We start from the raw sequence: 26,196 nt of genomic DNA, 5'->3' as shown, positions 1-26,196 counted from the left end.
CGGTTCCCGCGGCCCGGTGCGCCTCGCGCACCGGGCCGCTTCCGCGCGGAGGCCCCCTCAGGCGCGGTACTTGGCGCCGCAGGCGCTGAACCCGCCCTGGAAACCGGTGCGGAAGGCCTCCACGCGGGCGAAACCCGCCGTGGCCTGCTCCCCGTCGGCGTCCGCGGCGATCAGGCCGTCGCGGCTGAGCAGCGCCGCCACGCCCTCGTCGATGTCACCGGGAGCCACGCGCAGCCGTCCGACCGGGTTGCGCTGCCCGATCGGGTCCTCCATGAGCAGACCGCTCCAGCCGCCCACGAAGCAGGCCGTGCGCAGCCCGGCCCGCTCGCCGCGCACCGGCATCCCGGCGGCCTGCTGCACGGACAGCGCGTACCGGGAGGCCACTTGGGCGTAGGCGGCGAAATCGCCGTAGCCGGCGGTCCCGGCGTTCCCGTCGGGCTGCTGGGCGAGCGCGCCGAGGCGCTCGAGGTCCACCGCGACGACGTCGTCACCCGGGCAGTACGCGGCGGCTGCGTCGGAGGTGGCCGGGGCGCACTCGGCCAGGTCCGTGGTCAGCTGCGGCGGGCGGGCGGCCGTGTCGTGGAAGACCGCCTGCAGGCTGTCCCAGACGCGCTGCAGGGACCTGCGGTCGACCGGCAGGTCCTCGTCCTGGCCGTCCTTCCAGTTCGCGAACTGCGTGGTGCGCTCGCGGACGCTCCGCTCGTCCATCGCGGCGCACCGCTCGGGCCCGCCGGTGAAGCCCTGCTGGAAAGCCGTGATGCGGTCGAACGCGCTGCCGTGCGCCTGTCCGTCGGTGAAGTTCCGCTGCCCCGGGGCGTCGCGGATGTAGTTCAGCACCCCGAGCACCTGGTTGAGGCCGTCCCCCGTGGACATCCGGAAGCGGCGGGAGTCCCCCTCGGCGACCCAGCGGAAGTACGAACCGGTGAAGCAGTCGGCCTGCTGCTCCCGCACGATCATCGGGGTGCCGCGTTCGGTCGTGCCCGCGCGCCGCTGCACCGCGTGCCCGGTCTCGTGCGCGAGCACGGCCACCACGCCCATCGGTCCGAAGCTGTTGCGCAACCCGGGCAGCAGTTCACCGCGGTCCCAGGCGATGCGGTCCTCGGCGGCGCAGTAGAAGGCGTTGGGGGTGCGCATGTGCTTGCCGCAGAACGGGACGCCGCGCCCGGTCGCGTCGAAGGAGACGAACCCGCGCATGGGGGTGAACCCCGCCCCGTCGAACGTCTCGGGGAACTGCTCGGCCCAGTACTCCTGCACGTCCTCCACGGCCCGCGCGGCCAGGCGGTCCGCCGGTCTCCCGTCCGCGCCGCGCACCGGCACCGTCGGCTCGGGGGCCTCCGCGCGGGTACCGCTCGGGCCGTCGACCGCGGGCAAGCCCGCCACCTCCGCGCTCGGGTCGCCGCCGGACACGGTGGGGACTCCGCTGATCGGCGGCGCGCACCCGGCCAGCGTGACGCAGGTGAGCGCGGCGCCGACGGCGCTCAGCAGCCGCCGCGGTCCCGGCCTGCCGGCGCGCGCCGGTCCGCTCCGGTCCGGTCCGGCCGGACGTGAACGTGGCAACCCCAACACTGGCGTCATCCCCACAAGTGCCGCAGCGGTCGTGTGCCCGCGCGTGCGCGGACCGGGGAAAGCCTAACGGTTCGGATCAGGGGCGTTGCGCGAGATCGGCGAGCCGGTGCGGGGGCGGGGAGCAGGACCTCAGCGGCACGCGGACTCCCCGCCGCGCACGCCGGCGCGGAAGGCGTCGAAACGCGCGGAGGCGGTGAGACCTCCCCCCTGCTGCGCGCGGCCGAACACCTCCGCGTCGAGCACCGCCTCGACCGCCTCGTCGGCGTCCGAACGGGTGAGCTCGCCGCGCTCGGCCAGGCCAGCGGTGTACGCCCCGGTCAGGCACATCTCCGGCCGGGTGGGGGAGGCCGGTCCCGGCGCGTCCGCCTCCGGGCCGGACTTCGCCCCCGGCTCGGCGGCCCGCAGCGCGCCCCGCGCGTAGCGGGCGGCGAGCACGGTCTCCACGGCCTGGTCGCCGATGTCGTAGTGCAGGCGCTCCAGCATCGGCCGCCGCATCACCACGTGCGGGGCCTCGGTGCAGTAGCCGCTGGGGCCGGGGGCGACGCAGTCGGACCGGTCCGCGGACAGCGGCCGCGGCGGCGCGGCCCGGTACCGCCCGCCGGTCACCTCGCCGAAGAACTCCGCGAGGCGCGAGGCCCGCAGCACCTCGCGCAGCGGGCGCGGCGGGCGCTCCCCGCTGCCGAGATCGCGCGGTTGCGGACCGCCGCAGGCGTCCGGCCCCTGCCGGTACCCCGTGCGCAGCGCCGCGACCCGGGTGAAGGAGTCCCCGTGCAGGTTCTCCTCGGCGGGCTGCGCGCCCGTGGAGTCGCGGAACACCAGCAGCGCGCGCGGCGCGGCGTCCAGCTGCTCGTCGGTGAGGCGCAGTCGAGAGCTGCCGCCGTCGTGCACCCACCGCAGGAACGCCCCGGCCTGGCAGTCGGCCATGGTCTCCAGCGAGCTGCGCGGCAGGTCGGCCCCGTCGAGGTCCAGGCCCGCGCGCCGCTGCACCGCGTGCCCCACCTCGTGGGCGAGCACGACCGCCACGGCCGCCTCGCCGTAGCGCTCGCGCAGCACCGGCAGCAGCGCCGAGCGGTCCCACACCACCGTGTCGGCATCGGCGCAGTAGTAGGCGTTGCCCTCCACCTGGCCCAGGTCCCCGGCGCACGGCGGGAGCTGCTGGCCGCTGCCGGTGGTGGTGACCGCGCGGAAACCGCGCAGGTCGCGCCACGGTCCGCCGTGGACCTCGCCGAACCGCTGCGACCAGTACCGCTGGGCCTCGGCCGCGACCGTGGCCGCCAGCGCATCGGTGTCCCCGGCCTCGCCGGGCCCGCTGCGCACGAAACCCGGGTCGACCGGATCGGTGACCATCGAGTCCGGTTGCGGGCCCCGGGCGCACGCGCTCAGCAGCCCGAGCACCGTCAGCAGCACCAGCAGTCCGCGCACCCGGGCAGCTTCTCAGAGGCGCCGGGCGGGCGCGTGCGCGGCCTCGCGGACGGGGCTTCCGAGCTCGCGGGGACGAGATATGGTCCCCTCGCGTGAGAGCAGTCCACCGATTCACCGTGCGCGCCCACCTGCCCGAGGCGCTGCGCGCCCTGCGCACGTTGGCGACGAACTTCCGCTGGACCTGGCACCCGCCCACGCAGGACCTGTTCGCCGCGGTCGACCCGCGGGTGTGGAACGAGGTGGGCGGCGACCCGCTGCGGCTGCTGGCGGAGGTGCCGGCCGAGCGGCTCATCCAGCTCTCGCACGACGAGGACTTCCTCGCGCGCACCCGCGCGGTCGACGACGACCTGCGCCGGTACCTGTCGGTGCCGCGCTGGTACCAGCAGCGCCTCGACGAGGGCGCGGCGCTGCCCCGGTCGGTGGCCTACTTCTCGATGGAGTTCGGCCTGCACGAGACGCTGCCGAACTACTCCGGCGGGCTCGGCGTGCTCGCCGCCGACCACCTCAAGTCGGCCTCGGACCTCGGCGTGCCGCTGATCGGGGTGGGGCTGCTCTACCGCTCCGGGTACTTCCGGCAGACCCTCTCGGCGGAGGGCTGGCAGGTCGAGCACTACCCGGTGATCGACCCGCGCGGGCTGCCGCTGGAGCCGCTGACCGCCGAGGACGGCGAGCCGATGCGCGTGCGCGTGGCCATCCCCGCCGGGCGGGTGCTGCACGCGCGCGTGTGGAAGGCCAGCGTCGGGCGGGTCCCGCTGCTGCTGCTGGACAGCGACGTCCCGGAGAACGACGAGGACCTGCGCGGCACCACCGACCGGCTCTACGGAGGGGACGCCGAGCACCGCATCCGGCAGCAGATCCTCGCGGGCATCGGCGGTGTGCGCGCCGTGCGGGAGTACTGCGCCGCCACCGGGCACCCGCACCCCGAGGTGTTTCACACCAACGAGGGGCACGCCGGGTTCCTCGGCCTGGAGCGCGTCCGGGAGCTCGCCGGCGACCCGGGGCTCCGGTTCGACGAGGCGGTCGCAGCCGTGCGCGCGGGGACCGTGTTCACCACGCACACCCCCGTCGCCGCGGGCATCGACCGGTTCCCCGTGGAGCTGGTGCGCCGCTACTTCGACGACCGGGCGGAGGACCCGCTGCTGCCCGGGGTGTCCACCGACCGCGTGCTGCAGCTCGGTGCGGAGGAGAAGGAGGGCATGTTCAACATGGCGCACATGGGCCTGCGGCTGGCCCAGCGCGCCAACGGCGTGTCCGAACTGCACGGCCAGGTCACGCGGAAGATGTTCCACGGCCTGTGGCCGGGCTTCGGCGTGGAGGAGATCCCGATCCGCTCGGTGACCAACGGGGTGCACGGTCCGACCTGGTCCGCGCGGGAGCTCGGCAAGCTCCTCGGCGAGTCCGAAATGGACAGCGGTGCGGGGCTGCGCGGCGTGGAACCGGTCAGCGACTCGCTGCTGTGGGAGCTGCGGTGCTCGCTGCGCCAGCGCATGATCGAGGAGGTGCGCCGCAGGCTGCGCCAGTCGTGGCTGGAGCGGGGCGCCTCGCACCTGGAACTGGGCTGGTGCGACTCGGTCTTCGACCCGGACGTGCTCACCATCGGCTTCGCCCGCCGCGTGCCGACGTACAAGCGCCTGACGCTGATGCTGCGCGACACCGACCGGCTGCGGCGGCTGCTGCTCGATCAGCAGCGCCCGGTGCAGGTCGTCGTCGCCGGCAAGTCGCACCCCGCGGACGAGGGCGGCAAGGCGATGATCCAGAAGATCGCCCGGTTCGCCGACGAGGCCGACGTGCGCCACCGCATCGTGTTCCTGCCCGACTACGACATGTCGCTGGCCCGCTACCTCGTGTCCGGCTGCGACGTCTGGCTGAACAACCCCGTGCGCCCGCTGGAGGCCTGCGGCACCTCCGGCATGAAAGCAGCGCTGAACGGGGTGCTCAACCTGTCCGTGCGCGACGGGTGGTGGGACGAGATGTTCGACGGGCACAACGGCTGGGCCATCCCGAACGCCGACGGGGTCACCGACCCCAACCGGCGCGACGACCTCGAGGCCGAGGCGCTGTACGAACTCGTCTCCGAGCACGTGGCCCCGATGTTCTACGAGCGCAACTCCGACGGCGTGCCCGGCAAGTGGATGTCGATGGTGCGGCACACGCTCGGTTCGCTCGGCCCGCGCGTGCAGTCCTCCCGGATGGTGCGCGAGTACGTCGACCACCACTACGGGCCGGCGATCCGCTCCGTGCGCGCGATGTCGGCCGACGGCTACCGCGGGGCGAAGGAGCTCGCGGAGTACCGCGCGAAGCTCGCCCGCTCCTGGGAGTCCGTGCGGGTGCGCGACACCGAGATGATCCTCGCCGACGGCGAAGCGCCCCTGCTCGGCGGCCAGGTGACCGTGCGCGCCCAGGTGGACCTCGCGGGGCTCGAGCCCTCCGACGTGGACGTCGAGGTCGTCGTCGGCAGGGTCGACGACGAGGACGGGCTGCACGACTTCGTCACCGAATCCATGCGCTGCACCGGGGATGGCCGCTACGAGGCGGAGGTGACGCTGCCGCACGCCGGCCCCGCCGGGTACACGGTGCGGGTGCTGCCGAAGCACGAACTGCTGTCCGGCTCCGCCGAGCTCGGCAAGGTCGTCCTCGCCTAGCGCGGTGCGCATTTCGCGCGAAATGCGCACCGCGCCGCTCGCTCAGGTGATGTCGAGGCGTTCGCGGGTGCGCCGCACGCGCGGCCACCAGGCGGCGCTCTCCTCGGCCAGCCGCAGCGCTTCCCGCGCTGCCGCGTGGTCGCGCCGCGCCATGCGGGCGCGCGCCAGCGTGGCGCAGTCGTCGGCGCGGGTCAGCGGCGAGGTCGTGAACTCGGCGCCGATCCGGGCCAGCCGCTCCGCCTCGTCGGGGTCCCCGTCGAGCAGCGCGAACACCGCGCGCGTGCCGCACAGCTGCAACTCCGGGTAGCCCAGGCGGACCGCGTCGCGCAGCGCCTCCCGCGCGGTCGGCAGCAGCTGCTCGGCCGGGACCGCCCCGGCCTCCACCGCCGATGCGCCGGCGCCCGCGAGCCCGGCCAGCAGCTGCGACATCTCCCGCGGCGGTTTGTCCTCTTCGGACAGGCGGCCGAGCAGGAGCATCGCGGCCCGGGCCGGTTCACCGCGCGCCTCGGCGAGCGCGACGCGGCACCACAGGGCGGTGTCGAGGTCCGGGTGCTCCGCGGCGAGCCGTTCCACCTGCCGCTGCGCCTCGTCGAGCTCGCCGGACTGCAGCGCGTCGTGCACCGCAGCCGCCAGCGGGGAGGCGCGGAACTCGGAACGCCGGGGCTCGGGCATCCGCGGCAGGCCGACGAGCAGCCACCCGGTGGACGTGACGAGGGCACCGCGCCGCGGGACGAGCTTCGCCACCATCATCGCCGCGCCCGCCACCGCGAACCCGCGTCCGAGCGGCGCGCCGAGGCCCCACCAGGACGCGACCACCACGGCAGCACCGGCCAGCGCCGACAGCAACCCCGCCAACCAGCTGCGCAGGACGACCGGTGGGCGCCACGGCCCGATCTCGGACTCCACGGAGACCGGCAGCGCCCGCACGGTCAGCGTCGTGCGTCCGATCCGGCGCCGCAGCAGGGCGCGCCGCGCGCCGATCGCGACGTGCCGCACGCGCAGCCCGAACAGCCCGGCGCCGAGCAGCAGGCCGAGCTGCGCGGCGAGCGGAACGGCGAGCACGCCGAGCAGCGCACCGGCCAGCGTCGTGGCCACGCCCGCGGCCCCGGTGCCCAGCACGAGCTCAGCGCAGGACAGCGCGGCCGCTGTGAGCAGTGGCACGGTCGCTCGGAGTGGTGCTCGCAATCGCAGGAGGCGCACGGAACGGGGACGGTACGCGACCGCCGCGCCGCCGTGTGCTGGTTCCGGCGAACGGCCGGCGGCGCCTCCGGGGGCGCGGCCCCGTGGACGCCGTGCCGGCACCGGAAGCGACAATGGCCCGCGGGAATGCGGCGGCGGTCGGGCACCGGCCGAGACCGAGGACGCGTCGGCACGGGCGCCGCGTGGCCGAGCACACGGGGAGGTTGACGTGGACGACCTGGTCATCCGAATGGACGGCGTCGGCGTGCGCCGGGGTGGTGCCGATCTGCTGTCGGACGTGAACTGGTCGGTGGAGCTGGACGAGCGCTGGGTCGTGCTCGGTCCGAACGGCGCCGGCAAGACCACGCTGCTGAACCTGGCCAGCGCCGGGACGCATCCGAGCACCGGCACCGTGGACCTGCTCGACGAGCGGCTCGGTCGCACCAACGTCTTCGAGCTGCGCCCGCGCATCGGACTGTCCTCGGCCGCGCTGGCGGGGCGCATCCCCACCGACGAGGTGGTGCGCGACGTGGTGCAGAGCGCCGGCTACGCGGTGATCGGGCGCTGGCGCGAGGAGTACGAGGACGTCGACACCGGACGCGCCCGCGAGCTGCTGGAGATGCTCGGCATCGGGCACCTGGCCGAGCGCACCTTCGGCACCCTCTCGGAGGGGGAGCGCAAGCGCGCCAGCATCGCGCGGGCGCTGATGACCGACCCGGAGGTGCTGCTGCTCGACGAGCCGACGGCCGGGCTCGACCTCGGCGGCCGCGAGGACCTCGTGGCCCGGTTGAGCGCGCTCGCCCAGGACCCGGACGCCCCCGCCTCGGTGCTGGTCACGCACCACGTCGAGGAGATCCCGCCCGGTTTCACGCACGCCCTGCTGCTGCGCGAGGGCGGCGTCGTCGCCCAGGGCCTGCTCGACGACGTGCTCACCGAGGACAACCTCTCGAAGGCCTTCGACCAGGACCTGCGGCTGCAGCGCGCCGGGGACCGGTTCTTCGCCTGGCGCCGGTGAGCGGCGTTCTCCTGCGCACGGTTCTGCTCGGGTCGTTTGGCGGAACCTCCTGCACTCCCAGCTGCCCCCGACCACCCTCCCCGGGCAGCGGGGCAGGCGCTCTGCCTCGCCTTCCTCGCGAGATCTGCCCAGGAGAAACCGCGGGTGGGCCGGTGACGCAGGTGGTATTCGGCACGTCACGTCAGAACGACTCCCTTCGCTGGAGCCGGGGCGGAGGACGGGAGCGCCGACCGCGCGAGGCCTCCCGGAGGCGTGGCTCGCGCGGTAGCGTTCCGCCGGAACTGTGTCACGGCGACGAGGAGGAAACCCCGTGGGCGAGCTCGTCAACCTCGAGGTGGAGGGCGCGGTCGCGACGCTGCGCCTGAACCGCCCCCCGATGAACGCGCTGAACCGGCAGATCGAAGGGGAGCTCCGCGAGGCAGCGGAGGAAGCCGCCGAGCGCGCGGACGTGCGCTCGGTCGTCGTCTACGGCGGGGAGAAGGTGTTCGCCGCCGGCGCCGACATCAAGGAGATGGCCGCCATGTCCTACGCGGACATGGCGGAGAAGGAGACCTCCGGCCTCTCGCGCGCGGTCGCGGCCGTGGCGCGGATCCCGAAGCCGACGGTGGCCGCGCTGACCGGCTACGCCCTGGGCGGCGGTCTCGAACTGGCGCTGGCCTGCGACCGCCGCGTCGCGGCCGACGACGTCCAAGTCGGACAGCCCGAGATCCTGCTCGGGGTGATCCCCGGCGCCGGCGGGACGCAGCGCCTCGCGCGGCTGATCGGACCGAGCAAGGCCAAGGACATCATCTACACTGGACGCTTCGTCGGGGCGGACGAGGCGCTGTCGCTGGGCGTGGTGGACCAGCTGGTCCCCTCCGGGGAGGTGCACAGCACCGCGCACGCGTGGGCCGGGCAGTTCGGCAACGGGCCCGCGCGCGCGTTGGCCGCGGCGAAGCAGGCCGTCGACGGGGGCCTCGACGTCGACCTGGACAACGGCCTGCGACTGGAAACGCAGTTGTTCGCCGGGACGTTCGCGACCGAGGACCAGAGCATCGGGATGCGCTCGTTCCTGGAGCACGGTCCGGGCAAGGCCGAGTTCCGCGGGCGGTGACGAGAACGTGCGGGTGAGTGGGCAGTGGCGTACGAGTTCGACCTGAGCGATGTGCACTACCTGCGCACCGCCGAGGGGCGGCGTGCCGTCGCCGGACTCGACGCCCGCCCGCTGACCGCCGCCTCCCGCATGGACGACGTGGCCGCCGCGCGGCAGCTGGCCGGCGAACACGCCGGGGCGGCGCTGGAAACGGCCGTGCTGCGGCGCCGCGCCGCCGACAAGCTCGACCACCCGCAGCGCTGGCTGCTCACCGACGCCGCGCTGCAGCAGGCCACGCCGAGCGCGGTGGCGCGGCACCGCGCCCGGCGGCTGGCCGGGCGGGACGTGCACGACGTGACCTGCTCGGTCGGCGCCGACCTGGTGGAGGTGGCGGCCGCGGCGCGGCGCTGCCTCGGCTCCGACCTCGACCCGGTGCGGTTGGCCATGGCCGCGCACAACCTGGCCGCGCACGAACAGACCGGGCACGATCCGGCCGCGCACGAACAGACCGGGCACGATCCGGCCGGGCACGACCCGGTCGGGCGCGGTGCCACCGCCGGCCTCGCCCGCGCCGACGCGCTGCGCCCGGTCAGCACCGGCACCACGGTCCTCGCCGATCCGGGACGCCGGGACGGCGCCGGGCGGCGCACCTGGGACCCGGCCGCGCTGCAACCACCGCTGGACGAGCTGCTGTCCGCTTATGCGGGACGTGACCTGGTCGTCAAGGCGTCGCCCGGCATGGATTTCGCCGCCGTGCCGGGAACGGCGGAGATCGAGGTCGTCTCCTGGCGCGGTCAGGCGCGCGAAGCGACCGTGTGGCTGGGCGGTGCGGCCGAGACCGGTGTGCGCCGCCGCGCGAGCGTGCTCGCGCCGAAGACCGCCGCGGGCACCGGTGCGGACTGGGAGATCACCGACGCCGAGGACGACGACTGCCCGGTGCGCGAGGTGGGCGAGTGGATCGTCGAGCCCGATCCGGCCGTGGTGCGCGCCGGACTGGTCCGCCAGTACGCCGCACGCGCGGGGATGGGCCAGTTGGATCCGCGGATCGCCTTCCTCACCGGCGACGCCCCCGCCCGGGCCACGCGCGCGTTCCGCGTGCTCGACCACGGCCCGTACCGGGAGAAGAGCCTGCGCTCCGCGTTGCGCGAGCACGGGGTGGGCAGCTTGGAGATCCTCGTGCGCGGGGTGGACGTGGACCCCGACGCGCTGCGAAAACGCTTGAAACCGCGGGGCGACCGCCCCGCGACGGTGGTGCTCGCGCGCATCGGGGACGCCGCCACGGCTTACGTCTGCCGGGCCGAGTGGACGTGAGAGCTGCGCCGCGAGTGGCGCGCGGGTGCTCGGCGGCTGGGGCGGAGGAGTGCCCGAGCACCTGCGGCGCTGCCGCCAGGCAGGTCCGCGGTCCGTGGTCGCCGCGGACTGTGGCGCCCGCCACGCCGGTGCCCGTGCGCTCGGCCGGGTGCCCGGTGTCCGTGGGCACGCGGTTGCGGTACGCCTATCCTGGGGCCCGGTATGGAAACCTCGGCTGCCACCACCCCCTCCCTGCCCGAGCTGCGCGAACGCGTCGGCGAACTGATGACGCGGGACCAGCAGCGGTTGCGCAAGCGGTTGGACGGCGCGCGCAAGATCCGCGACGAGCGGAAGCTGCGCGCCGTCCTCGACGAGATCGCCGCGGACGTGGCCGAGTCGGAGCAGCGGCTGGCGCAGCGGCGGGCGCGCGTGCCCGAGCCGGACTACCCGGAGGAGCTGCCGGTCAGCCACCGCCGGGAGGACCTGCTCGAGGCGATCCGGGACAACCAGGTCGTCATCGTCGCCGGTGAGACCGGTTCGGGCAAGACGACGCAACTGCCGAAGATGTGCCTGGAGCTCGGGCGCGGCGTGCACGGGATGATCGGGCACACCCAGCCGCGGCGGATCGCCGCGCGCACCGTGGCGCAGCGCGTGGCCGATGAGGTGGGCAGCGACCTCGGCGACGCCGTCGGGTACCAGGTGCGGTTCACCGAGCGCGCCGACGAGGGCACGCTGGTCAAGCTCATGACCGACGGGATCCTGCTGGCCGAGATCCAGCACGACCGCATGCTGCGCCGCTACGACACGATCATCATCGACGAGGCGCACGAGCGCGGGCTCAACGTCGACTTCCTGCTCGGCTACCTCAAGCAGCTGCTGCCGAAGCGTCCCGACCTGAAGGTCATCATCACCTCGGCGACGATCGACCCGGAGCGATTCTCCCGCCACTTCGGTGACGCCCCGGTCGTCGAGGTGTCCGGGCGCACCTACCCGGTGGAGGTGCGCTACCGGCCGCTGGTGGACGACTCGGACGCCGACGAGGACGTCATGCGGGACCAGGCGCAGGCGATCAGCGACGCCGTCGACGAGCTCACCGCCGAAGGCCCCGGCGACATCCTGGTGTTCCTCAGCGGCGAGCGGGAGATCCGCGACACGGCGGAAGTGCTGCGCGGTCGGGAACTGCCGAACACCGAGGTCCTGCCGCTGTACGCGCGGTTGTCGATGGACGAGCAGCGCCGGGCTTTCGCCCCGCACTCCGGGCGGCGCATCGTGCTGGCGACCAACGTGGCCGAGACCTCGCTGACCGTCCCGGGGATCAAGTACGTCATCGACCCCGGAACGGCGCGGATCTCCCGCTACAGCCACCGCACCAAGGTGCAGCGCCTGCCGGTGGAACCGATCTCGCAGGCCTCGGCGAACCAGCGCAAGGGGCGCTGCGGCCGCGTCTCCGAAGGCGTCTGCATCCGGCTGTACTCGGAGGAGGACTTCCTGGCCCGGCCGGAGTTCACCGACCCGGAGATCCTGCGCACCAACCTCGCGTCGGTGATCCTGCGCATGACGTCGCTGGGGCTGGGCGATGTGGAGTCCTTCCCGTTCGTCGAACCGCCGGACCGGCGGCAGATCGCCGACGGCGTGCAGCTGCTCAACGAGCTGGGCGCGCTGCGGCAGACCAACAGCGGCGGTCGGAAGCTCACCGACGTGGGCCGCCGGGTCGCCGAACTGCCCGTGGACCCGCGGCTGGCGCGGATGGTGCTCGAGGGCGAGAGCAACGGGTGCCTGCACGAGGTCCTCGTCATCACCACCGCTCTGTCCATTCAGGATCCGCGGGAGCGCCCGGCGGAACAGCAGGAGGCCGCCGACTCCCAGCACGGGCGGTTCAACGACGCGGAGTCCGACTTCCTGTCCTACGTGCACCTGTGGCGGTACCTGCGCCAGCGGCAGCGGGAGCTGTCCGGCAACCAGTTCCGCAAGCGGTGCCAGGCGGAGTTCCTCAACCACCTGCGCGTGCGCGAGTGGCAGGACCTGTACGGGCAGCTGCGCCAGCTGGTCAAGGGCATGGACATGTCGCTGAACGACCAGGCCGCCGATGCCGACCGGGTGCACCAGTCGCTGCTGGCCGGTCTGCTCTCGCACGTCGGCGTGCAGGACGTGGAGAAGAAGGGCGCGCAGCGCAAGCGCGGTCCCCGCGAGTTCCAGGGTGCGCGCAACACGCGGTTCGCGATCTTCCCCGGATCGGTGCTGGCGAAGAAACCGCCGCAGTGGGTGATGGCGGCGGAACTGGTCGAGACCACGCGGCTGTGGGCGCGCACGTGCGCGCGCATCGAACCGGAGTGGGTCGAGCGGATCGCCGGGCACCTGGTCAAGCGCAACTACAGCGAGCCGCACTGGGAGAAGAGCCAGGCCGCGGTCCTCGCCTACGAGAAGGTCACGCTGTTCGGACTGCCGCTCGTCGTCGACCGCAAGGTGAACTACGGCAGGATCGACCCGCCCGTGGCGCGGGAGCTGTTCATCCGGCACGCCTTGGTGGAGGGCGACTGGGACACCCGGCACGAGTTCTTCCGCCGCAACCGGGAGACCCTGCGGTCCGTGGCGGAGCTGGAGGATCGCGCGCGGCGCCGCGACATCGTCGTCGACGACGAGACGCTGTTCGAGTTCTACGACCGCCGCGTCGGTGCGGAGGTCGTCTCGGGGAGGCACTTCGACACATGGTGGAAGAAGACCCGGCGCAGCCAGCCGGACCTGCTCACCTTCGACAGGTCGATGCTCATCAACGCCGGCTCGCCGGAGATCACCGAGTACGAGTACCCCAGCGCGTGGCGGCGGGACGGGCACGAGTTCCGGCTGACCTACCAGTTCGAACCGGGCGCCGACGCCGACGGCGTCACCGCGCACATCCCGCTGGCCGCGTTGAACCAGGTCGACGGCAGCGGGTTCGACTGGCAGATCCCGGGTCTGCGCGAGGATCTCGTGGTCGCGCTGCTCAAGGCGCTGCCGAAGGAGCTGCGCCGCAACTTCGTCCCGGCGTCGGACTACGCGCGGGCGCTGCTGGACCGGATGCGCCCGTTCGACGGTGCGCTGGTGGATGCGCTGAGCTCGTGGCTGCGGCAGATGACCGGGGTGCTCGTGCCGCGCGAGGCGTGGGACTTCGACCGCGTGCCGGACCACCTGAAGATGACCTTCCGCATCGTCGACGAGAACGGCGCGGCCGTCGTCGAGGGCGGGGACCTCGCCGCACTGCGGCGGGAACTGGCCCCCGCGGTCTCCGCCGAGTTGTCCGCGGCCGCCGACGAGGTCCAGCGCAGCGGACTGTCCAGTTGGGACTTCGGAGAACTGCCGGGAACTTTCGAGCAGCAGCGGGACGGGCACCGGGTGCGGGCCTACCCGGCACTGGTCGACGAGGGCGAGACCGTCGGGGTGCGCACGTTCGGCACGGAGGCCGAGCAGCGGCGGGCGCACGCCCTGGGGCTGCGCAGGCTCGTTCTGCTGAACGTGCCCTCACCGGTGAAGTCCCTGCAGAAGGGGATGTCGCCCGCGCAGCGGTTGGCGCTCTCCGGCGGTCCGCACGACGGCCTCGGCGAACTGCTCGCCGACTGCGTGCGCTGCGCGGCCGACCGGATCGTCGCCGAGCACCGCGAGCCCGTTGCCGACGAGGAGTCGTTCAACCGCCTCGTCGGCGTGGCGCGCTCCCAGCTCGGCCCCGTCACCGCGGGCATCATGTCCACAGTGGAGAAGGTGCTGACCGTTTTCGGCCGGGTTTCCTCGCAGTTGGACAGCGCTCCGGCGGGGGCGCGGCGGGAATCGCTGGACGACGTCCGGGAGCAGCTGGACTCGTTGGTCCACCCGGGATTCATCGCCGAAACCGGTGCGGCGCGGTTGAACGACCTGGTGCGGTACCTGCTCGCGGTGGAGCAGCGGTTGGAGAAGCTGCGCCACCACCCGCTGCGCGATCTGGAGCGGATGGACGAGATCGACCCGGTCCGCGAGCGGTACGAGGACCTGCTGGACGCGGCGCAGCGCGGGGAGCAGGTGTGGGAGTCCGTGGTGCCGATCGGCTGGATGCTGCAGGAACTGCGGGTGGGCGTGTTCGCGCAGAACCTCGGCACGGCGCACTCGGTGTCGGTCAAGCGGTTGCACCGGGCCATGGACGGGCTCGCGGGATGAGCTGAGCGGTGCGGGTGGTGCGCTGCGCCGGTCGCAGGGCTTCCGGAGCGGGACCTCCCGCCAGCTGCTGCGCGGCGGAGATGGTGGCTGGACGTCGACCGGTCAGCGTTCGGCGGGGGAGACGGTCACGCCGATGGCACCCGGCCCGGTGTGGGCTCCGAGCACAGCGCTGGTCTCGGCGATGCTGACGCGGCGCGCGAGCGGGATCTCCCGCTGGATCCGGTGCAGCAGTTCCTGGGCGTCCTCCGGGCTGGTGAAGTGCTCGACGCCGATGTCGACCGGGCGCCCGCCCGCGTGCTCCACGGCCGTGCGCACCATCTTGCGCAGCGCGCGGTCGCGGCCCATGGCCTGGAGGTGCTTGTCGATCACGCCCTCGTTGACGGCGAGCACCGGTTTCACCGACAGGGCCCCGCCCAGCCAGGCCTGGGCGCGCCCGATGCGGCCGCCGCGCCGGAGGTGCTCGAGCGTGTCGACGTACAGCAGCTGCATCGAGTTGCGCATCCGGTGGTCGAGCACGTCCATGACCTGCGCTGCGCCGCAACCGCTGTGGGCAGCCTCGGCGGCGGCGATGACGCTGCAGCCGAGGCTCATGCCGACCAGCTGCGAGTCGACCACGTACACCGGCACGCCCACCTCCTCGGCCGCGACGCGGGCGGACGCGCAGGTGCGTGAGAGCTGTTCGGAGATGTGCACCGACAGCACCGCTTCGGCGCCGGCGGCCTGGGCGTCCGAGTAGTTCCAGAAGAACGCGGGCGGCGGGGGTTCCGACGTGTCCACGGGAACGCCGTCGGTCATGGCGCGCGCGAGGTCGGCGTGCGGCACGCGGCGCTCGTCGTTGGTTTCCCCGCCCACCGTGAGTTCCAGCTGCACCGGGAAGATGCCGAGCTGCTCGGACACTTTCGGCGGGATGGAGGCGGTCGAGTCGGTGACGACGGCGACGCGGTGGTTCATACCAACAGGTTAGACGTGCGCGGGCGCTCCCGTGCTGGGCCGGGTGGAGGCACTTCCGCGAGCGCGGCGCGGTGAGGTAGGAAACGGGGTGAACGATCGTTAGCCGGGGTGCGGTGCCGGCCTTTTCCCTGGGAGGGTGAGTACCGTCACTCCCGCCACCTGCTGGCGGATGTGCTACTGGTAAGTAACATCCGGGGTGGTTGACAGCACCGGCGCTTCGCCCCGGCGGAGCGGCGGTTCATCGTCCCGGCCGCGTCGCCGGGACCACGCAGAGCAGCGTCGGTAGTCCGCGGGAGGTCGAAGAGGGCCCATGAACATTGTTGTCCTGGTCAAGCAGGTGCCCGACACGTATTCCGAGCGGAGGCTGTCCGCGGATCACACGTTGGATCGGGAGTCCGCGGACGCCGTTCTGGACGAGATCAACGAGCGCGCCGTCGAGGAGGCCCTGCAGGTGAAGGAGGCGCACGGCGGGGAGGTCACCGCGGTGTGCATGGGGCCGGATCGGGCCACCGACGCGATCCGCAAGGCGTTGTCGATGGGTGCGGACAAGGCGGTGCACGTCTCGGACGAGGCGCTGCACGGCAGCGACGCGCCGGCCACGGCGCGGGTGCTGGCCGCGGCGGTCGGCACGGTCGAGGGCGTGGACATGGTCATCGCGGGCAACGAGGCCACCGACGGTCGCGTGGGCGCGGTGCCGGCGATGCTGGCCGAGCTGCTGGGCTGGCCGCAGCTGACGTTCGCGCGGTCGGTGGCCATCGACGGTGCGCAGGCCACCATCGAGCGCGAGACCGACGCCGGGGTGAGCACGGTGCGGGCGAACCTGCCGGCCGTGGTGTCGGTGACGGAGAAGATCAACGAGCCGCGGTACCCGTCGTTCAAGGGGATCATGGCGGCGAAGAAGAAGCCGGTGCAGACCCTGTCGCTGGCCGAGGTGGGCATCGACGCCGGTGCGGTCGGACTGGCCGGGGCGGCCTCGACGGTGGTCTCCTCCGCGCCGAAGCCGCCGAAGCAGGCGGGGGAGAAGGTCACCGACGAGGGCGACGGCGGTGTGCGGCTGGTCGAGTTCCTGGCCGGTCAGAAGCTGGTCTGAGTCGTCCGCGGGTTGTGTGAGGAGGCAGTGATTCATGGCTGAGGTGTTGGTCCTCGTCGACCACGTGGACGGTGAGGTCAAGAAGTCCACGGCGGAGTTGCTGAGCGCTGCGCGGCGCATCGGCACGCCGGCGGCGGTGGTCGTCGGCGAGTCGGGCGCGGCCGGCAAGGTGCAGGGCGCGCTGGCGGAGTTCGGTGCGGAGAAGGTTTACGTCGGCGAGTCCGCGGAGGCGAACCAGTACCTGGTCACCCCGCAGGTGGACGTGCTGGCCGCGCTGGTCGAGCGCATCAGCCCGGCGGCGGTGCTGCTGCCGGCGTCGATCGACGGCAAGGAGATCGCCGGCCGGCTGGCGATCCGCACCGGCTCGGGGCTGGTCTCCGAGGCGGTCGACCTGGACGGCCAGGGCGTGGCCGCGCACTCGCTGTTCGGCGGCACCTACGACGCGACCTCGCAGGTCGCGGTGGGCACGCCGATCGTGACGCTGCAGCCGGGCGCCGTCGACCCCGACGGTGTGGCCGGTGCGGCGACCGAGGAGCCGGTGGAGGTGCCGGCGCAGGAGGCGGGCGCCGCCGCGGAGATCACCGGGCGGCAGCCGGTCGAGGCCGGTGACCGGCCGGAGCTGACCGAGGCGAACGTCGTCGTCTCCGGCGGGCGCGGTGTCGGCTCGTCCGAGAGCTTCGCCGTGGTGGAGCAGCTGGCCGACGCGCTCGGTGCCGCGGTGGGCGCCTCGCGCGCGGCGGTGGACTCGGGCTACTACCCGCACCAGTTCCAGGTGGGCCAGACCGGCAAGACGGTCTCGCCGCAGCTGTACGTCGCGCTGGGCATCTCGGGTGCGATCCAGCACCGCGCGGGCATGCAGACGTCGAAGACGATCGTGGCGGTCAACAAGGACGCAGAGGCGCCGATCTTCGAGGTCGCCGATTACGGCGTCGTCGGCGACCTGTTCAAGGTCGCACCGCAGCTGGCCGAGGAGGTCACCAAGCGCAAGGGCTGACGCTCCCCGCGCGGTTCCGCCGGCGCTCCGGCGGAACCGCGCGGGGCCGGCGGTCGTACCGCCGTGACCCCCGCGCGAACGGGCGGGTGCCGCGCGCACCCGCCCGTTTTCGCGTGTCGTGCCGGGGCGCGGCTCGGGCGTCCGCGGCCGGTCCTCGTTGCGCCTCCGCGGTTCTGTCGGTGACTGCTGGCAGACTCCGCCTCGTGGAAGGTGCGGATCAGCACGCGGTTCCCCGCGACGACGACAGCGACGAAGTCCTGGTCGACTGCGACTTCTCCGGGCGCGACCTGCGGGAGATGTTCGACCGCGGGGCGGAAGTGCCGCGGCGTGCGGAGGCCGCGTCCCGCCCTGCTCGGGTGTTCCGCCGGTGCGATCTCTCGGTGGCGGACCTGCGCGGCGCGGAACTCGCGGACGTGGTGTTCGAGCAGTGCACCCTCGCGGAAGCACGCCTGCGCGGAGCGAGGCTCGACGGTGCGCGCCTCGCGGGCGCCCGGTGCGCCGGCGTCGATCTCACCGATGCGGACCTGACCGATGCCGTCTTCGACAGCACCGACCTCGCCCACGCCCGGCTGCGCGGAGCCCTGCTGGCGGACGTGCGTTTCCGTGGTTGCCGCATGATCGGGGTCGACCTGACGGCGGCGCGCGGGATCGCGGTCTCGTTCGACATCGCCGACTGCAATCTGCAGTTGGCGAACCTGTCCGAACTCCCGCTGCGGGGGGTCCACGTGACCGGCAGCGACCTCAGCGAGGCCGACCTGCGGGGGACCGATCTGCGCGACGCCGTGTTCGCCGGTTGCCGTCTCCGCGACCTCGACCTGTCCACCACCCGGTTGGACGGTGCCGACCTGCGCGGCAGCGACCTCGGCGAACTCACCGCCGACGCGCCGCGGCAGTTGCGCGGCGCGGTCGTCTCGTCGGCGCAGGCAGCGGAGATCTGCGCCGCCCTGGGCATCACCGTGCTCGAATGAGCGGTTTCCGCGGCGCGACGCCGCGCGCCCGTCCGCAGGCGGGGCGGCACGTCGGGAGGGGGGCGGTCCGGAGGCTGGACTTCCACCTGGGGTGAAGTTGCAGTGTGGAGCGCGTGAGTTCTTCGGAGCCCGAGCCGCACCCCGCGCAGGAGAGCCCCGACGCAGGCTTCCCGAGCGGGCCGGAACCCCCGCGCCGGCCGGCCGGCGCCGAGGACGCTGCCGCCGAGGCGGTTCCCGCCGATCCGCGGCGCGACAGCGCCCTGTTCAGCCCCGAGCGGCGCACCTTCACCTTCGGCCTGGTGCTGGTGATCACCCTCATCGCCTTCGAAGCGATGGGGCTGGCCACGGCGCTGCCCACGATCGTGGCCGACCTGGACGCGCAGCGCTGGTACTCCTGGCCCTACACCGTGTTCATGGCCACCAGCGCGCTCGGCACCGTCCTCGGCGGGCGCCAGGCCGACCGCGCCGGCCCGGGCGCGCCGCTGCTGGCGGCGCTGCCCCTGTTCGCCGCGGGTCTGCTGCTCGCGGGCGCCGCCCCGAACATGGGGGTGCTGCTCGTGGCGCGGGCGCTGCAGGGCATCGGCGGCGGGGCGGTCATCGTCGCGTTGTACGTGCTGATCGCCCGCGTCTACCCCGAGCGGCACCGGCCGGCCGCGTTCGGCGCGCTGTCCTCGGCGTGGATCGTGCCGTCGCTGCTCGGCCCGGTCATCGCCGGCTTCCTCACCGAGCACGTCAGCTGGCGCTGGGTGTTCCTCGGGCTCGCCCCGTTCGTGGTGCTGGGCGCGCTGCTGCTGGTGCCCTCGCTGCGGCGGTTCGGGTCCGGCGCGGGAACGGGTGCGACACCCCCGCGGCGCGGCATGCCGTGGGCCGCGGCCGGTGCCGCGGGCGGGGTGATCGCGGTGAACTGGGCCGCGCAGAACCCCTCGCCGGCGGCGCTCGTGCTCGGCGCGGCCGGGCTCGCCGCGCTCGTGCCCTCGCTGCTGGTGCTGCTGCCGCGCGGCACCTTCCGCGTGGGCGCGGGCATCCCGGCCATGGTGGCCTCCCGCGGCATGCTCGCCGGGGTGTTCTTCACCGCCCAGGCGTTCGTGCCGCTGGTGCTGTCGGTGGCGCACGGCTACTCGCCGACCGCGGCCGGGATTCCGCTGACCGTCGGTTCGCTGGGGTGGGCCGCCGGGGCGCTGCTGCAGGGGCGCGCTCGGTCGGTGCGGCGCGAGCCCGTGGTCGCCGCCGGGTTCGGCATGGTCGCCCTGGGGGTCGCGGGGCTCGCGCTGGCCGCGCCGTCCTGGGGACCGGCCTGGCTGGTGTTCGCCGCCTGGGCCGTGGCGGGCGCCGGCATGGGCGTCGGGATCGCGAGCACCTCGGTGCGGGTGCTGGCCCTGTCGCCGGAGTTCGAGCGGGGGTTCCACTCCTCGGCGCTGCAGCTGTCGGACATGCTGGGGCAGGCCGTGCTGGTGGGCCTCGGCGGTGTCGTCGTCAGCGCGCTCGCGACGCCGGGCGGTCCGGCGCGCGGGGTGGTTCCGGTGGACCTGGTCATGGTGGGCACGGCCGCGCTGCTGGCCGTGCTCGTGCTGCGCTCCGCCCGCTTCTCCCCCGATGCCCCCACACGCGAGTGAGCTTCGGTACGCGTGCAGTACCCTGGGAAAACGATGACCTACCTGGACCACGCCGCCACGACCCCGATGCGGCCGAACGCGATCGCGGTGACCAGCGAGGCGCTGAGCCGGCTGGGCAACGCGTCCTCGCTGCACAGCTCGGGGCGGCGGGCCCGGCGTGCGGTGGAGGAATCCCGGGAGGACATCGCCGCCGCGCTCGGTGCGCGCCCCTCGGAGGTCCTGTTCACGGGCGGCGGCACGGAGAGCGACAACCTGGCGATCAAGGGCATCTACTGGTCGCGGCGAGCCGCCGACCCGCGGCGCTGCCGGATCGTCGCCTCCGGCGTGGAGCACCACGCCGTGCTCGACGCGGTCGAGTGGCTGGTCAAGCACGAGCAGGCCGAGGTGAGCTGGCTGGAGGTGGACGCCGCCGGCCGGGTGCTCCCGGACGAGCTGGAGCGGGTGCTGTCCGAGCACGCCGACGAGGTGGCGCTGGCCACGGTCATGTGGGCGAACAACGAGGTCGGCACGGTCAACCCGGTCCGCGAGCTGGCCGCCGTCGCCGAGCGCCACGGGGTGCCGCTGCACACCGACGCGGTGCAGGCGGTCGAAACGGTGCCGGTGGACTTCGCCGCGTCCGGCGCGGCGGCGATGACGCTCACCGGGCACAAGATCGGCGGCCCCTACGGCGTGGGGGTGCTGCTGCTGTCGCGGGACGTGGACTGCACTCCGGTGCTGCACGGCGGCGGGCAGGAGCGCGAGGTGCGTTCCGGCACGCTGGACACCCCCGGGATCATGGGGCTGGCCAGCGCGCTGCGCGAGGCGGTGGACGAACGGGGCCGGCGCGGCCCGGAGCTGGCCGCGCTGCGGGACGAGCTGATCGCCGGGGTGCGCGCGGTGGTGCCGGACGTGGTGCTCAACGGCGACCCCGGCGGCGAGTTGGACGGCGGCCCCGCCCGACTGGCGGGGAACGCGCACTTCACGTTCCCCGACTGCGAGGGGGACAGTTTGTTGATGTTGTTGGATGCCCAGGGCATCGAGTGCTCCACCGGATCGGCCTGCACCGCGGGGGTGGCCGAGCCGAGCCACGTGCTGCTGGCGATGGGGGCACCGGCGCGGACCGCGCGGGGATCGCTGCGGTTCTCCCTGGGGCACACCTCGACCGCGGACGACGTGCGGGCGCTGACCGGGGCCATCGGCCCGGTCGTGGAACGCGCCCGCAACGCCGGGCTTCCCGGCCTGCGTCGGGCCGCGGAGGGGACGACCGCCGCTACGGAGGTGTGAGGCGTGCGAGTTCTGGCCGCGATGAGCGGCGGTGTTGATTCGGCTGTCGCTGCCGCGCGGGCCGTGGAGGCCGGACACGAGGTGGTCGGGGTGCACCTGGCGCTGTCGGCCGAGCCCGGCACGCTGCGCAGCGGGGCGCGCGGGTGCTGCACGGTGGAGGACTCCCGCGACGCGCGGCGGGCCGCGGACCTGCTCGGCATCCCGTTCTACGTGTGGGACTTCGCCGAGCGGTTCACCGAGGACGTCATCGAGAACTTCGTCGGCGAGTACGCCGCGGGGCGCACTCCGAACCCGTGCCTGACCTGCAACGAGAAGATCAAGTTCCAGGCCGTGCTGGAGAAGGGCATGGCGCTGGGCTTCGACGCGGTGTGCACCGGGCACTACGCGCAGCTGTCCGTTGTGGACGGTCAGCCGGTGCTGCGGCGCAGCCGGGACGGGGGCAAGGACCAGTCGTACGTGCTCGCCTCGCTGACGGCCGAGCAGCTGCGCCACTCGATGTTCCCGCTCGGCCACTCGCTCAAGTCCGAGGTGCGCGACGAGGCCGCCCGCCGCGACCTGGCCGTGGCGTCCAAACCGGACAGCCACGACATCTGCTTCATCCCGGACGGCGACACCAAGAAGTTCCTCGACGAGCAGATCGGCCACAACCCCGGCGAGCTCGTCGACTCCGAGAGCGGTGCCGTGCTCGGGCACCACACCGGTGTGCACGGGTTCACCGTGGGGCAGCGCAAGGGCCTGGGCATCGACGCGCCCGCGCCGGACGGGCGCCCGCGGTACGTGCTCTCGCTGGAGCCGGTCTCCGGCACGGTCGAGGTCGGTTCGGCCGAGCAGCTCGACGTCACCGAGATCGACGCCGACCGGCCGATCTGGCCGTCGGAGCAGCCGCTGGAGGGGCCCACCGAGTGCGCCGTGCAGGTGCGCGCGCACGGGGAGGCCGTCGACGCCGTGGCCGAGGCGGACGAGGACGGCATCCGGGTCCAGCTGCGCCGGCCGATGCGCGGCGTCGCACCGGGCCAGGCGATGGTGCTGTACCGGCCGGACTCCGAGGCGGACGATCTCGTCCTCGGCAGCGGGATCATCGCCGGGACGCGCTGACGTCCCGCGTCCGGGGCGACCGCCGGGCCGGGCGCCGGCCTCCCCGCGCGGTTCCGCCGCGAGCTGGAATCCTCCGCTCACCGCCGGTAGTGTTCCGGGTCACAACCGGCGAACGGAGGCGGTCATGGAGGCTCTTCGGTCCAGCGCGGTGGCGGACGTGCTGCGGCGCAGCGCCGCGCGCCACCCCGAGCGGACCGCGCTGCGGTTCACCGACGACACCGGGGCGACGCGCAGCTGGACCTACGCGGCCCTCGACGACGCGGTCAGCCGGGTGGCCGCGTGGCTGACCGGGACCGGTGCGCGCGCCGGGGAACGGGTGGCGGCCTACGGCAAGAACTCGGACGCCTACCTGATCGGCTACCTGGCGTGCGCCCGGGCGGGGCTGATCCACGTGCCGGTGAACAACAGCCTCGCCGGGGCAGAGCTGTCCTACCTGCTGAGCCACTCCGGCAGCACGCTGGCACTGGTCGACCCCGACCTGACCGAGGCGGTCGCCGAGGTGCGCGCGGACACCGCGCTGCAGCGCACCCTGCCGCTGCGGGACCGCGAGGGGTCCCTGCTGGAGCGGGCCTGCTCCGGACCGGTTCCCGAACCGGGCGAGCCGCCGGACGAGAACGACGTCGTGCAGCTGCTGTACACCTCGGGCACCACGTCGCGGCCGAAGGGCGCGATGATGACCCACCGCGCGCTGCTGCACGAGTACGTCTCGTGCATCCAGGCGCTGGACCTCGATCCCGACGACCGCCCGCTGCACGTGATGCCGCTGTACCACTCGGCGCAGATGCACGTGTTCCTGCTGCCGTACCTGATGATCGGGGCGACCAACCACCTGCGCGAGTCCCCGGAGCCGGCGGACCTGCTGCGGCGCATCGAGGAGGAGCGCATCGGGGCGTTCTTCGCCGTGCCCACGCTGTGGGTGGCGCTGGCCAACCACGCCGAGTTCGGCACGCGCGACCTGCGCTCCCTGCGCAAGGCCTTCTACGGTGCTTCGGTCATGCCGGTGCCCGTGCTGCGGCGCCTGCAGGGGGCGCTGCCGCAGCTGGCGTTCTACAACTGCTTCGGCCAGTCCGAGATCGGTCCACTCGCGACGGTGCTGCGGCCCGAGGAGCACGAGGAGCGGCCGGATTCCGCGGGGAGGCCGGTGATGTTCGTGGAAACGCGCATCGTCGACGAGGCCGGCGAGGAGGTCGCGCCCGGCGACCCGGGGGAGATCGTGTACCGCTCGCCGCAGCTGTGCACCGGCTACTGGGACGACCCGGAGGAGACACGGCAGGCCTTCCGGGACGGGTGGTTCCACTCCGGCGACCTGGTGCGCGCCGACGAGGAGGGCTACGTCCACGTCGTCGACCGGATCAAGGACGTGATCAACACCGGCGGGGTGCTGGTGGCCTCGCGGGAGGTCGAGGACGTGCTCTACACCCACCCCGCGGTGCGCGAGGTCGCGGTCGTGGCCGTGCCCGACGAGCAGTGGGGCGAGGCGATCAACGCCGTCGTCGTGCTGAACTCCGCAGTGGACGGACGGGAAGTGGACGAGCAGGAGATCCTCGCGCACGTCCGCGGGAACCTCGCCGCCTTCAAAGTGCCCAAGCGGGTGCACGTGGTCGACGACCTGCCGCGCAACGGTGCCGGCAAGCTGCTCAAGCGCACCCTGCGGGAGGCCATCCGGGAGCACGGAACCCCCGCCCTCGACGGTTAGGGCGCCTGCGGATCGGCTGGTGAGGGGGCAGCTGGGGAAGCCGGGGCCGTCCCGCGGCAGCGGTCCTCACTCCTGCGACTCCGCGTCGGTGCCGCCCTTCCGCGCGGCCGCGTGCAGGCGCGCCTTGGCCGGGTCGCGGGGCCGCACGCCCGCGCGCGGCTGCCTCCCGGGCGGCACGTCCGGCGCGTGCCGGATGAACATGGTGACGGTGACGCTGTCGGTGAACCCGTTGCGGTGCATCACCTTGGCCGAGGCCGTGTTGCTGCGCTCCACGTCCGTGACGATGCGGGTGGCGCCCGCGGCGAACAGGGCGGCGCACGAGCGCTCCAGCAGCGCGTCGGCCAGTCCCCGCCCGCGGTGCGCGGGATCGACCGCGATCCACTCCACGTAGCCCCAGTCCGCCCGCTCGTCGTAGGACATCGAGGCGAGCACGAACCCGACGACCGCCCCCTCCTCCTCGACGACCCAGCAGGCCTCCGGCTGGGTGTCGAGGTGCGTGGCCGCGCTCGACAACGACCAGGAGGTGTACGGCATCGTGTGCACGTCGAACAACCGGAACCCCAGGTCCAGCACGCCGGAGAGGTGGTCCAACCGCATCGGGACGGGTACGGGGGTCTCGGCGTCGGTCATGCCTGTCAGCGTGCCGGACGAGCGGCGGCCGCGCACACCCCCCGGGGCCACCGGCATGTCGATCGTCCGGGGGGACAATGGGGTCGTGAGTGAAGCACCTTGGGGGGCAGGTACGGCCACCGCGCTCGGCTCGATGCCGGGAACCGACGCGGTGGAGAGCGCGCGCACCGTCATCGCGCAGCTGCCCGATCTGACGCCGTTCCCGGAGTTGCCCGAACGCGGCGTGGGCGCCGATGCCGTGGGGCGCACCGCGGGCATGCTCGTCGACCTCGCGGTGGAGGTGGTGCCCTCCGGCTACCGCGTGGCGCAGCGCCCGGGCCGCGACCACCGGCGCGCGGTGGACCTGCTGCGCTGGGACCTGGACGCGATGGAGCAGGCCGCCACCGAGCTCGGCGCGCCGCGCGCGGTGAAGGTGCAGGCCGTCGGACCGTGGACCCTCGGCGCGGGGGTGGAACTGGCCAGCGGCCACCGCGTGCTCACCGACCACGGTGCGCTGCGGGACTTCACGAGCTCCGCGCTGGAGGGGCTGGCCCGCCACATCGACGAGGTCGTCGCCCGCACCGGCGCGCCCGCGCTCGTCCAGCTGGACGAGCCGGTGCTGCCGCAGGTGCTGGCCGGTGACCTGCCCACCCCCTCGGGCTACGGCACGGTTCCGGCCGTGCCGGAGCCGGAAGCGCGGGCGCTGCTGTCCGATGTGCTCGACCGCGTGCGCGGGATGACGCAGCGGCCGGTGATCGTGCACTGCTCCGCTCCGCGCCCGCCGGTGACGATGCTGCGGCGGGCCGGAGCGGACGCCGTCGCGCTGGACCTCCTGCGGCTCGGTGAGGTCAGCGGGGAACTCGCCGACGCGTTCGGCGAGGCGTGGCAGGAGGGCACCACGTTCCTGCTCGGGCTGGTCCCCAGCGGGGGCGACCCGGCCTCGGACCAGGTGCGCGAACTCGCCATGCCCGCGTTCGACCTGATCGCGCGGCTCGGCTTCCCGAACGCGGTGCTGCGCGACCACGCCGTGCCGACCCCGTGCGGCGGGCTGGTGCGGGCGACCCCGTCGCGGGCGCAGCGCGCGTTGAAGCTCTCCGCCGCGCTGGCGCGCATGTTCGCCGAGGAAGCCGCCGCCTGACGGGCTCCCCGCTGCGCTGACCGGACCCCTCCGCTGCGCCGCAGCAGGGCGCGCTGCGCCACCGGGCGGCGCGCCGCTCCTCGGAGCACTTGTCGCGGGACGCCAGCACTGCCAGAGTCGGAACCGAGGCACGACAAGCCTTGGGAGGTGGCTCCGATGCGCGTGGTGCGAACCCACGTGGTGAGCCAGCGTTCCTGCCCGTGCGGCGGTGAGCGCCCCGGGCCCCGGAACGCCCGGCAGGCGGCCGAGACCGGATCGGCCGCAGCGGGACTCGTTCCGACACCGCACCTGCCGCCCGCGGAACGCGGGGGCGCGGCGGTGCACGACGCCGCCGGCGGTTGACTCACCCCTCCTGCTCGCTCCGACACCCGCACGCGTCCGGCGTCGCGGGCCTCCCGGTGCGCGCCCGGAGCCGCGCGCACCCGCATCCGC

Annotated in this window: 19 protein-coding genes; 14 read left to right on the top strand and 5 right to left on the bottom strand. The window is 73.8% G+C overall.

Annotated elements, in window-relative coordinates:
* Positions 1-57: 57 nt before the first annotated feature.
* Positions 58-1,575, bottom strand: a complete 1,518-nt coding sequence (locus ACYVJE_RS08930) for a neutral zinc metallopeptidase (RefSeq protein WP_461144101.1) — start codon at positions 1,573-1,575, stop codon at positions 58-60.
* 120 nt (positions 1,576-1,695) lie between these two features.
* On the bottom strand, positions 1,696-2,988 hold the full coding sequence (locus ACYVJE_RS08925; protein ID WP_461144100.1) for a neutral zinc metallopeptidase: 1,293 nt from the start codon (positions 2,986-2,988) through the stop codon (positions 1,696-1,698).
* 92 nt (positions 2,989-3,080) lie between these two features.
* Between ACYVJE_RS08925 and glgP the strand changes: the two genes are divergently transcribed.
* A complete protein-coding gene (gene glgP, locus ACYVJE_RS08920) occupies positions 3,081-5,630 on the top strand; it encodes an alpha-glucan family phosphorylase (protein WP_459156997.1) in 2,550 nt (849 codons plus the stop codon).
* Between the two features lie 42 nt (positions 5,631-5,672).
* Here glgP and ACYVJE_RS08915 read toward each other — a convergent pair whose 3' ends face one another.
* The gene (locus ACYVJE_RS08915; RefSeq protein WP_461144099.1) at positions 5,673-6,791 is read right to left on the bottom strand and encodes a hypothetical protein; all 1,119 of its coding nucleotides are present in this window, start codon (positions 6,789-6,791) and stop codon (positions 5,673-5,675) included.
* Between the two features lie 268 nt (positions 6,792-7,059).
* Here ACYVJE_RS08915 and ACYVJE_RS08910 point away from each other — a divergent pair, with 268 nt between their 5' ends.
* The 4 genes from ACYVJE_RS08910 (at position 7,060) to hrpA (ending at position 14,347) form a co-directional block, all read left to right on the top strand.
* Entirely contained in the window at positions 7,060-7,824 is a 765-nt protein-coding gene (locus tag ACYVJE_RS08910) for an ABC transporter ATP-binding protein (protein ID WP_459160058.1), read from the top strand.
* 310 nt (positions 7,825-8,134) lie between these two features.
* Positions 8,135-8,917: an enoyl-CoA hydratase/isomerase family protein gene (locus ACYVJE_RS08905; RefSeq protein ID WP_461144098.1), complete on the top strand. Its 783-nt coding sequence runs from the start codon at positions 8,135-8,137 to the stop codon at positions 8,915-8,917.
* A 24-nt stretch (positions 8,918-8,941) separates the two neighbouring features.
* Positions 8,942-10,207, top strand: a complete 1,266-nt coding sequence (locus tag ACYVJE_RS08900) for a THUMP-like domain-containing protein (protein ID WP_461144097.1) — start codon at positions 8,942-8,944, stop codon at positions 10,205-10,207.
* Positions 10,208-10,408: 201 nt separating this feature from the next.
* A complete protein-coding gene (hrpA, locus tag ACYVJE_RS08895; protein WP_461144096.1) occupies positions 10,409-14,347 on the top strand; it encodes an ATP-dependent RNA helicase HrpA in 3,939 nt (1,312 codons plus the stop codon).
* A 102-nt stretch (positions 14,348-14,449) separates the two neighbouring features.
* Here the strand turns inward: hrpA and ACYVJE_RS08890 are convergent, their stop codons facing one another.
* Positions 14,450-15,298 (bottom strand): DegV family protein, encoded by an 849-nt coding sequence (locus ACYVJE_RS08890; RefSeq protein ID WP_461144095.1) that lies wholly within the window; start codon positions 15,296-15,298, stop codon positions 14,450-14,452.
* A gap of 310 nt (positions 15,299-15,608) precedes the next feature.
* Between ACYVJE_RS08890 and ACYVJE_RS08885 the strand changes: the two genes are divergently transcribed.
* The 7 genes from ACYVJE_RS08885 (at position 15,609) to ACYVJE_RS08855 (ending at position 24,017) form a co-directional block, all read left to right on the top strand.
* A complete protein-coding gene (locus ACYVJE_RS08885; protein WP_459156991.1) occupies positions 15,609-16,388 on the top strand; it encodes an electron transfer flavoprotein subunit beta/FixA family protein in 780 nt (259 codons plus the stop codon).
* Positions 16,389-16,422: 34 nt separating this feature from the next.
* The gene (locus ACYVJE_RS08880; protein WP_461144094.1) at positions 16,423-17,382 is read left to right on the top strand and encodes an electron transfer flavoprotein subunit alpha/FixB family protein; all 960 of its coding nucleotides are present in this window, start codon (positions 16,423-16,425) and stop codon (positions 17,380-17,382) included.
* 203 nt (positions 17,383-17,585) lie between these two features.
* Positions 17,586-18,350: a pentapeptide repeat-containing protein gene (locus ACYVJE_RS08875; RefSeq protein ID WP_461144093.1), complete on the top strand. Its 765-nt coding sequence runs from the start codon at positions 17,586-17,588 to the stop codon at positions 18,348-18,350.
* 113 nt (positions 18,351-18,463) lie between these two features.
* Positions 18,464-19,963: an MFS transporter gene (locus tag ACYVJE_RS08870; RefSeq protein ID WP_461144092.1), complete on the top strand. Its 1,500-nt coding sequence runs from the start codon at positions 18,464-18,466 to the stop codon at positions 19,961-19,963.
* 33 nt (positions 19,964-19,996) lie between these two features.
* Positions 19,997-21,226 (top strand): cysteine desulfurase family protein, encoded by a 1,230-nt coding sequence (locus ACYVJE_RS08865; RefSeq protein ID WP_461144091.1) that lies wholly within the window; start codon positions 19,997-19,999, stop codon positions 21,224-21,226.
* A 3-nt stretch (positions 21,227-21,229) separates the two neighbouring features.
* On the top strand, positions 21,230-22,321 hold the full coding sequence (gene mnmA / locus ACYVJE_RS08860; RefSeq protein WP_459156986.1) for a tRNA 2-thiouridine(34) synthase MnmA: 1,092 nt from the start codon (positions 21,230-21,232) through the stop codon (positions 22,319-22,321).
* Positions 22,322-22,445: 124 nt separating this feature from the next.
* Positions 22,446-24,017 carry a fatty acyl-CoA synthetase gene (locus tag ACYVJE_RS08855; protein WP_461144090.1) on the top strand — a complete coding sequence of 524 codons (1,572 nt, stop codon included), beginning with the start codon at positions 22,446-22,448 and terminating at the stop codon, positions 24,015-24,017.
* 66 nt (positions 24,018-24,083) lie between these two features.
* Here the strand turns inward: ACYVJE_RS08855 and ACYVJE_RS08850 are convergent, their stop codons facing one another.
* Positions 24,084-24,647, bottom strand: a complete 564-nt coding sequence (locus ACYVJE_RS08850) for a GNAT family N-acetyltransferase (protein WP_461144089.1) — start codon at positions 24,645-24,647, stop codon at positions 24,084-24,086.
* Positions 24,648-24,732: 85 nt separating this feature from the next.
* Here ACYVJE_RS08850 and ACYVJE_RS08845 point away from each other — a divergent pair, with 85 nt between their 5' ends.
* Both ACYVJE_RS08845 and ACYVJE_RS08840 read left to right on the top strand, forming a co-directional pair.
* Positions 24,733-25,764, top strand: coding sequence for a uroporphyrinogen decarboxylase/cobalamine-independent methonine synthase family protein (locus tag ACYVJE_RS08845; RefSeq protein WP_461144088.1), 1,032 nt, complete (start codon positions 24,733-24,735; stop codon positions 25,762-25,764).
* 156 nt (positions 25,765-25,920) lie between these two features.
* On the top strand, positions 25,921-26,106 hold the full coding sequence (locus ACYVJE_RS08840; RefSeq protein ID WP_459156982.1) for a hypothetical protein: 186 nt from the start codon (positions 25,921-25,923) through the stop codon (positions 26,104-26,106).
* Positions 26,107-26,196 lie beyond the last annotated feature (90 nt).

Source organism: Salinifilum aidingensis, assembly GCF_054782015.1.
This window is presented reverse-complemented; position numbering and strand designations above follow the sequence as displayed.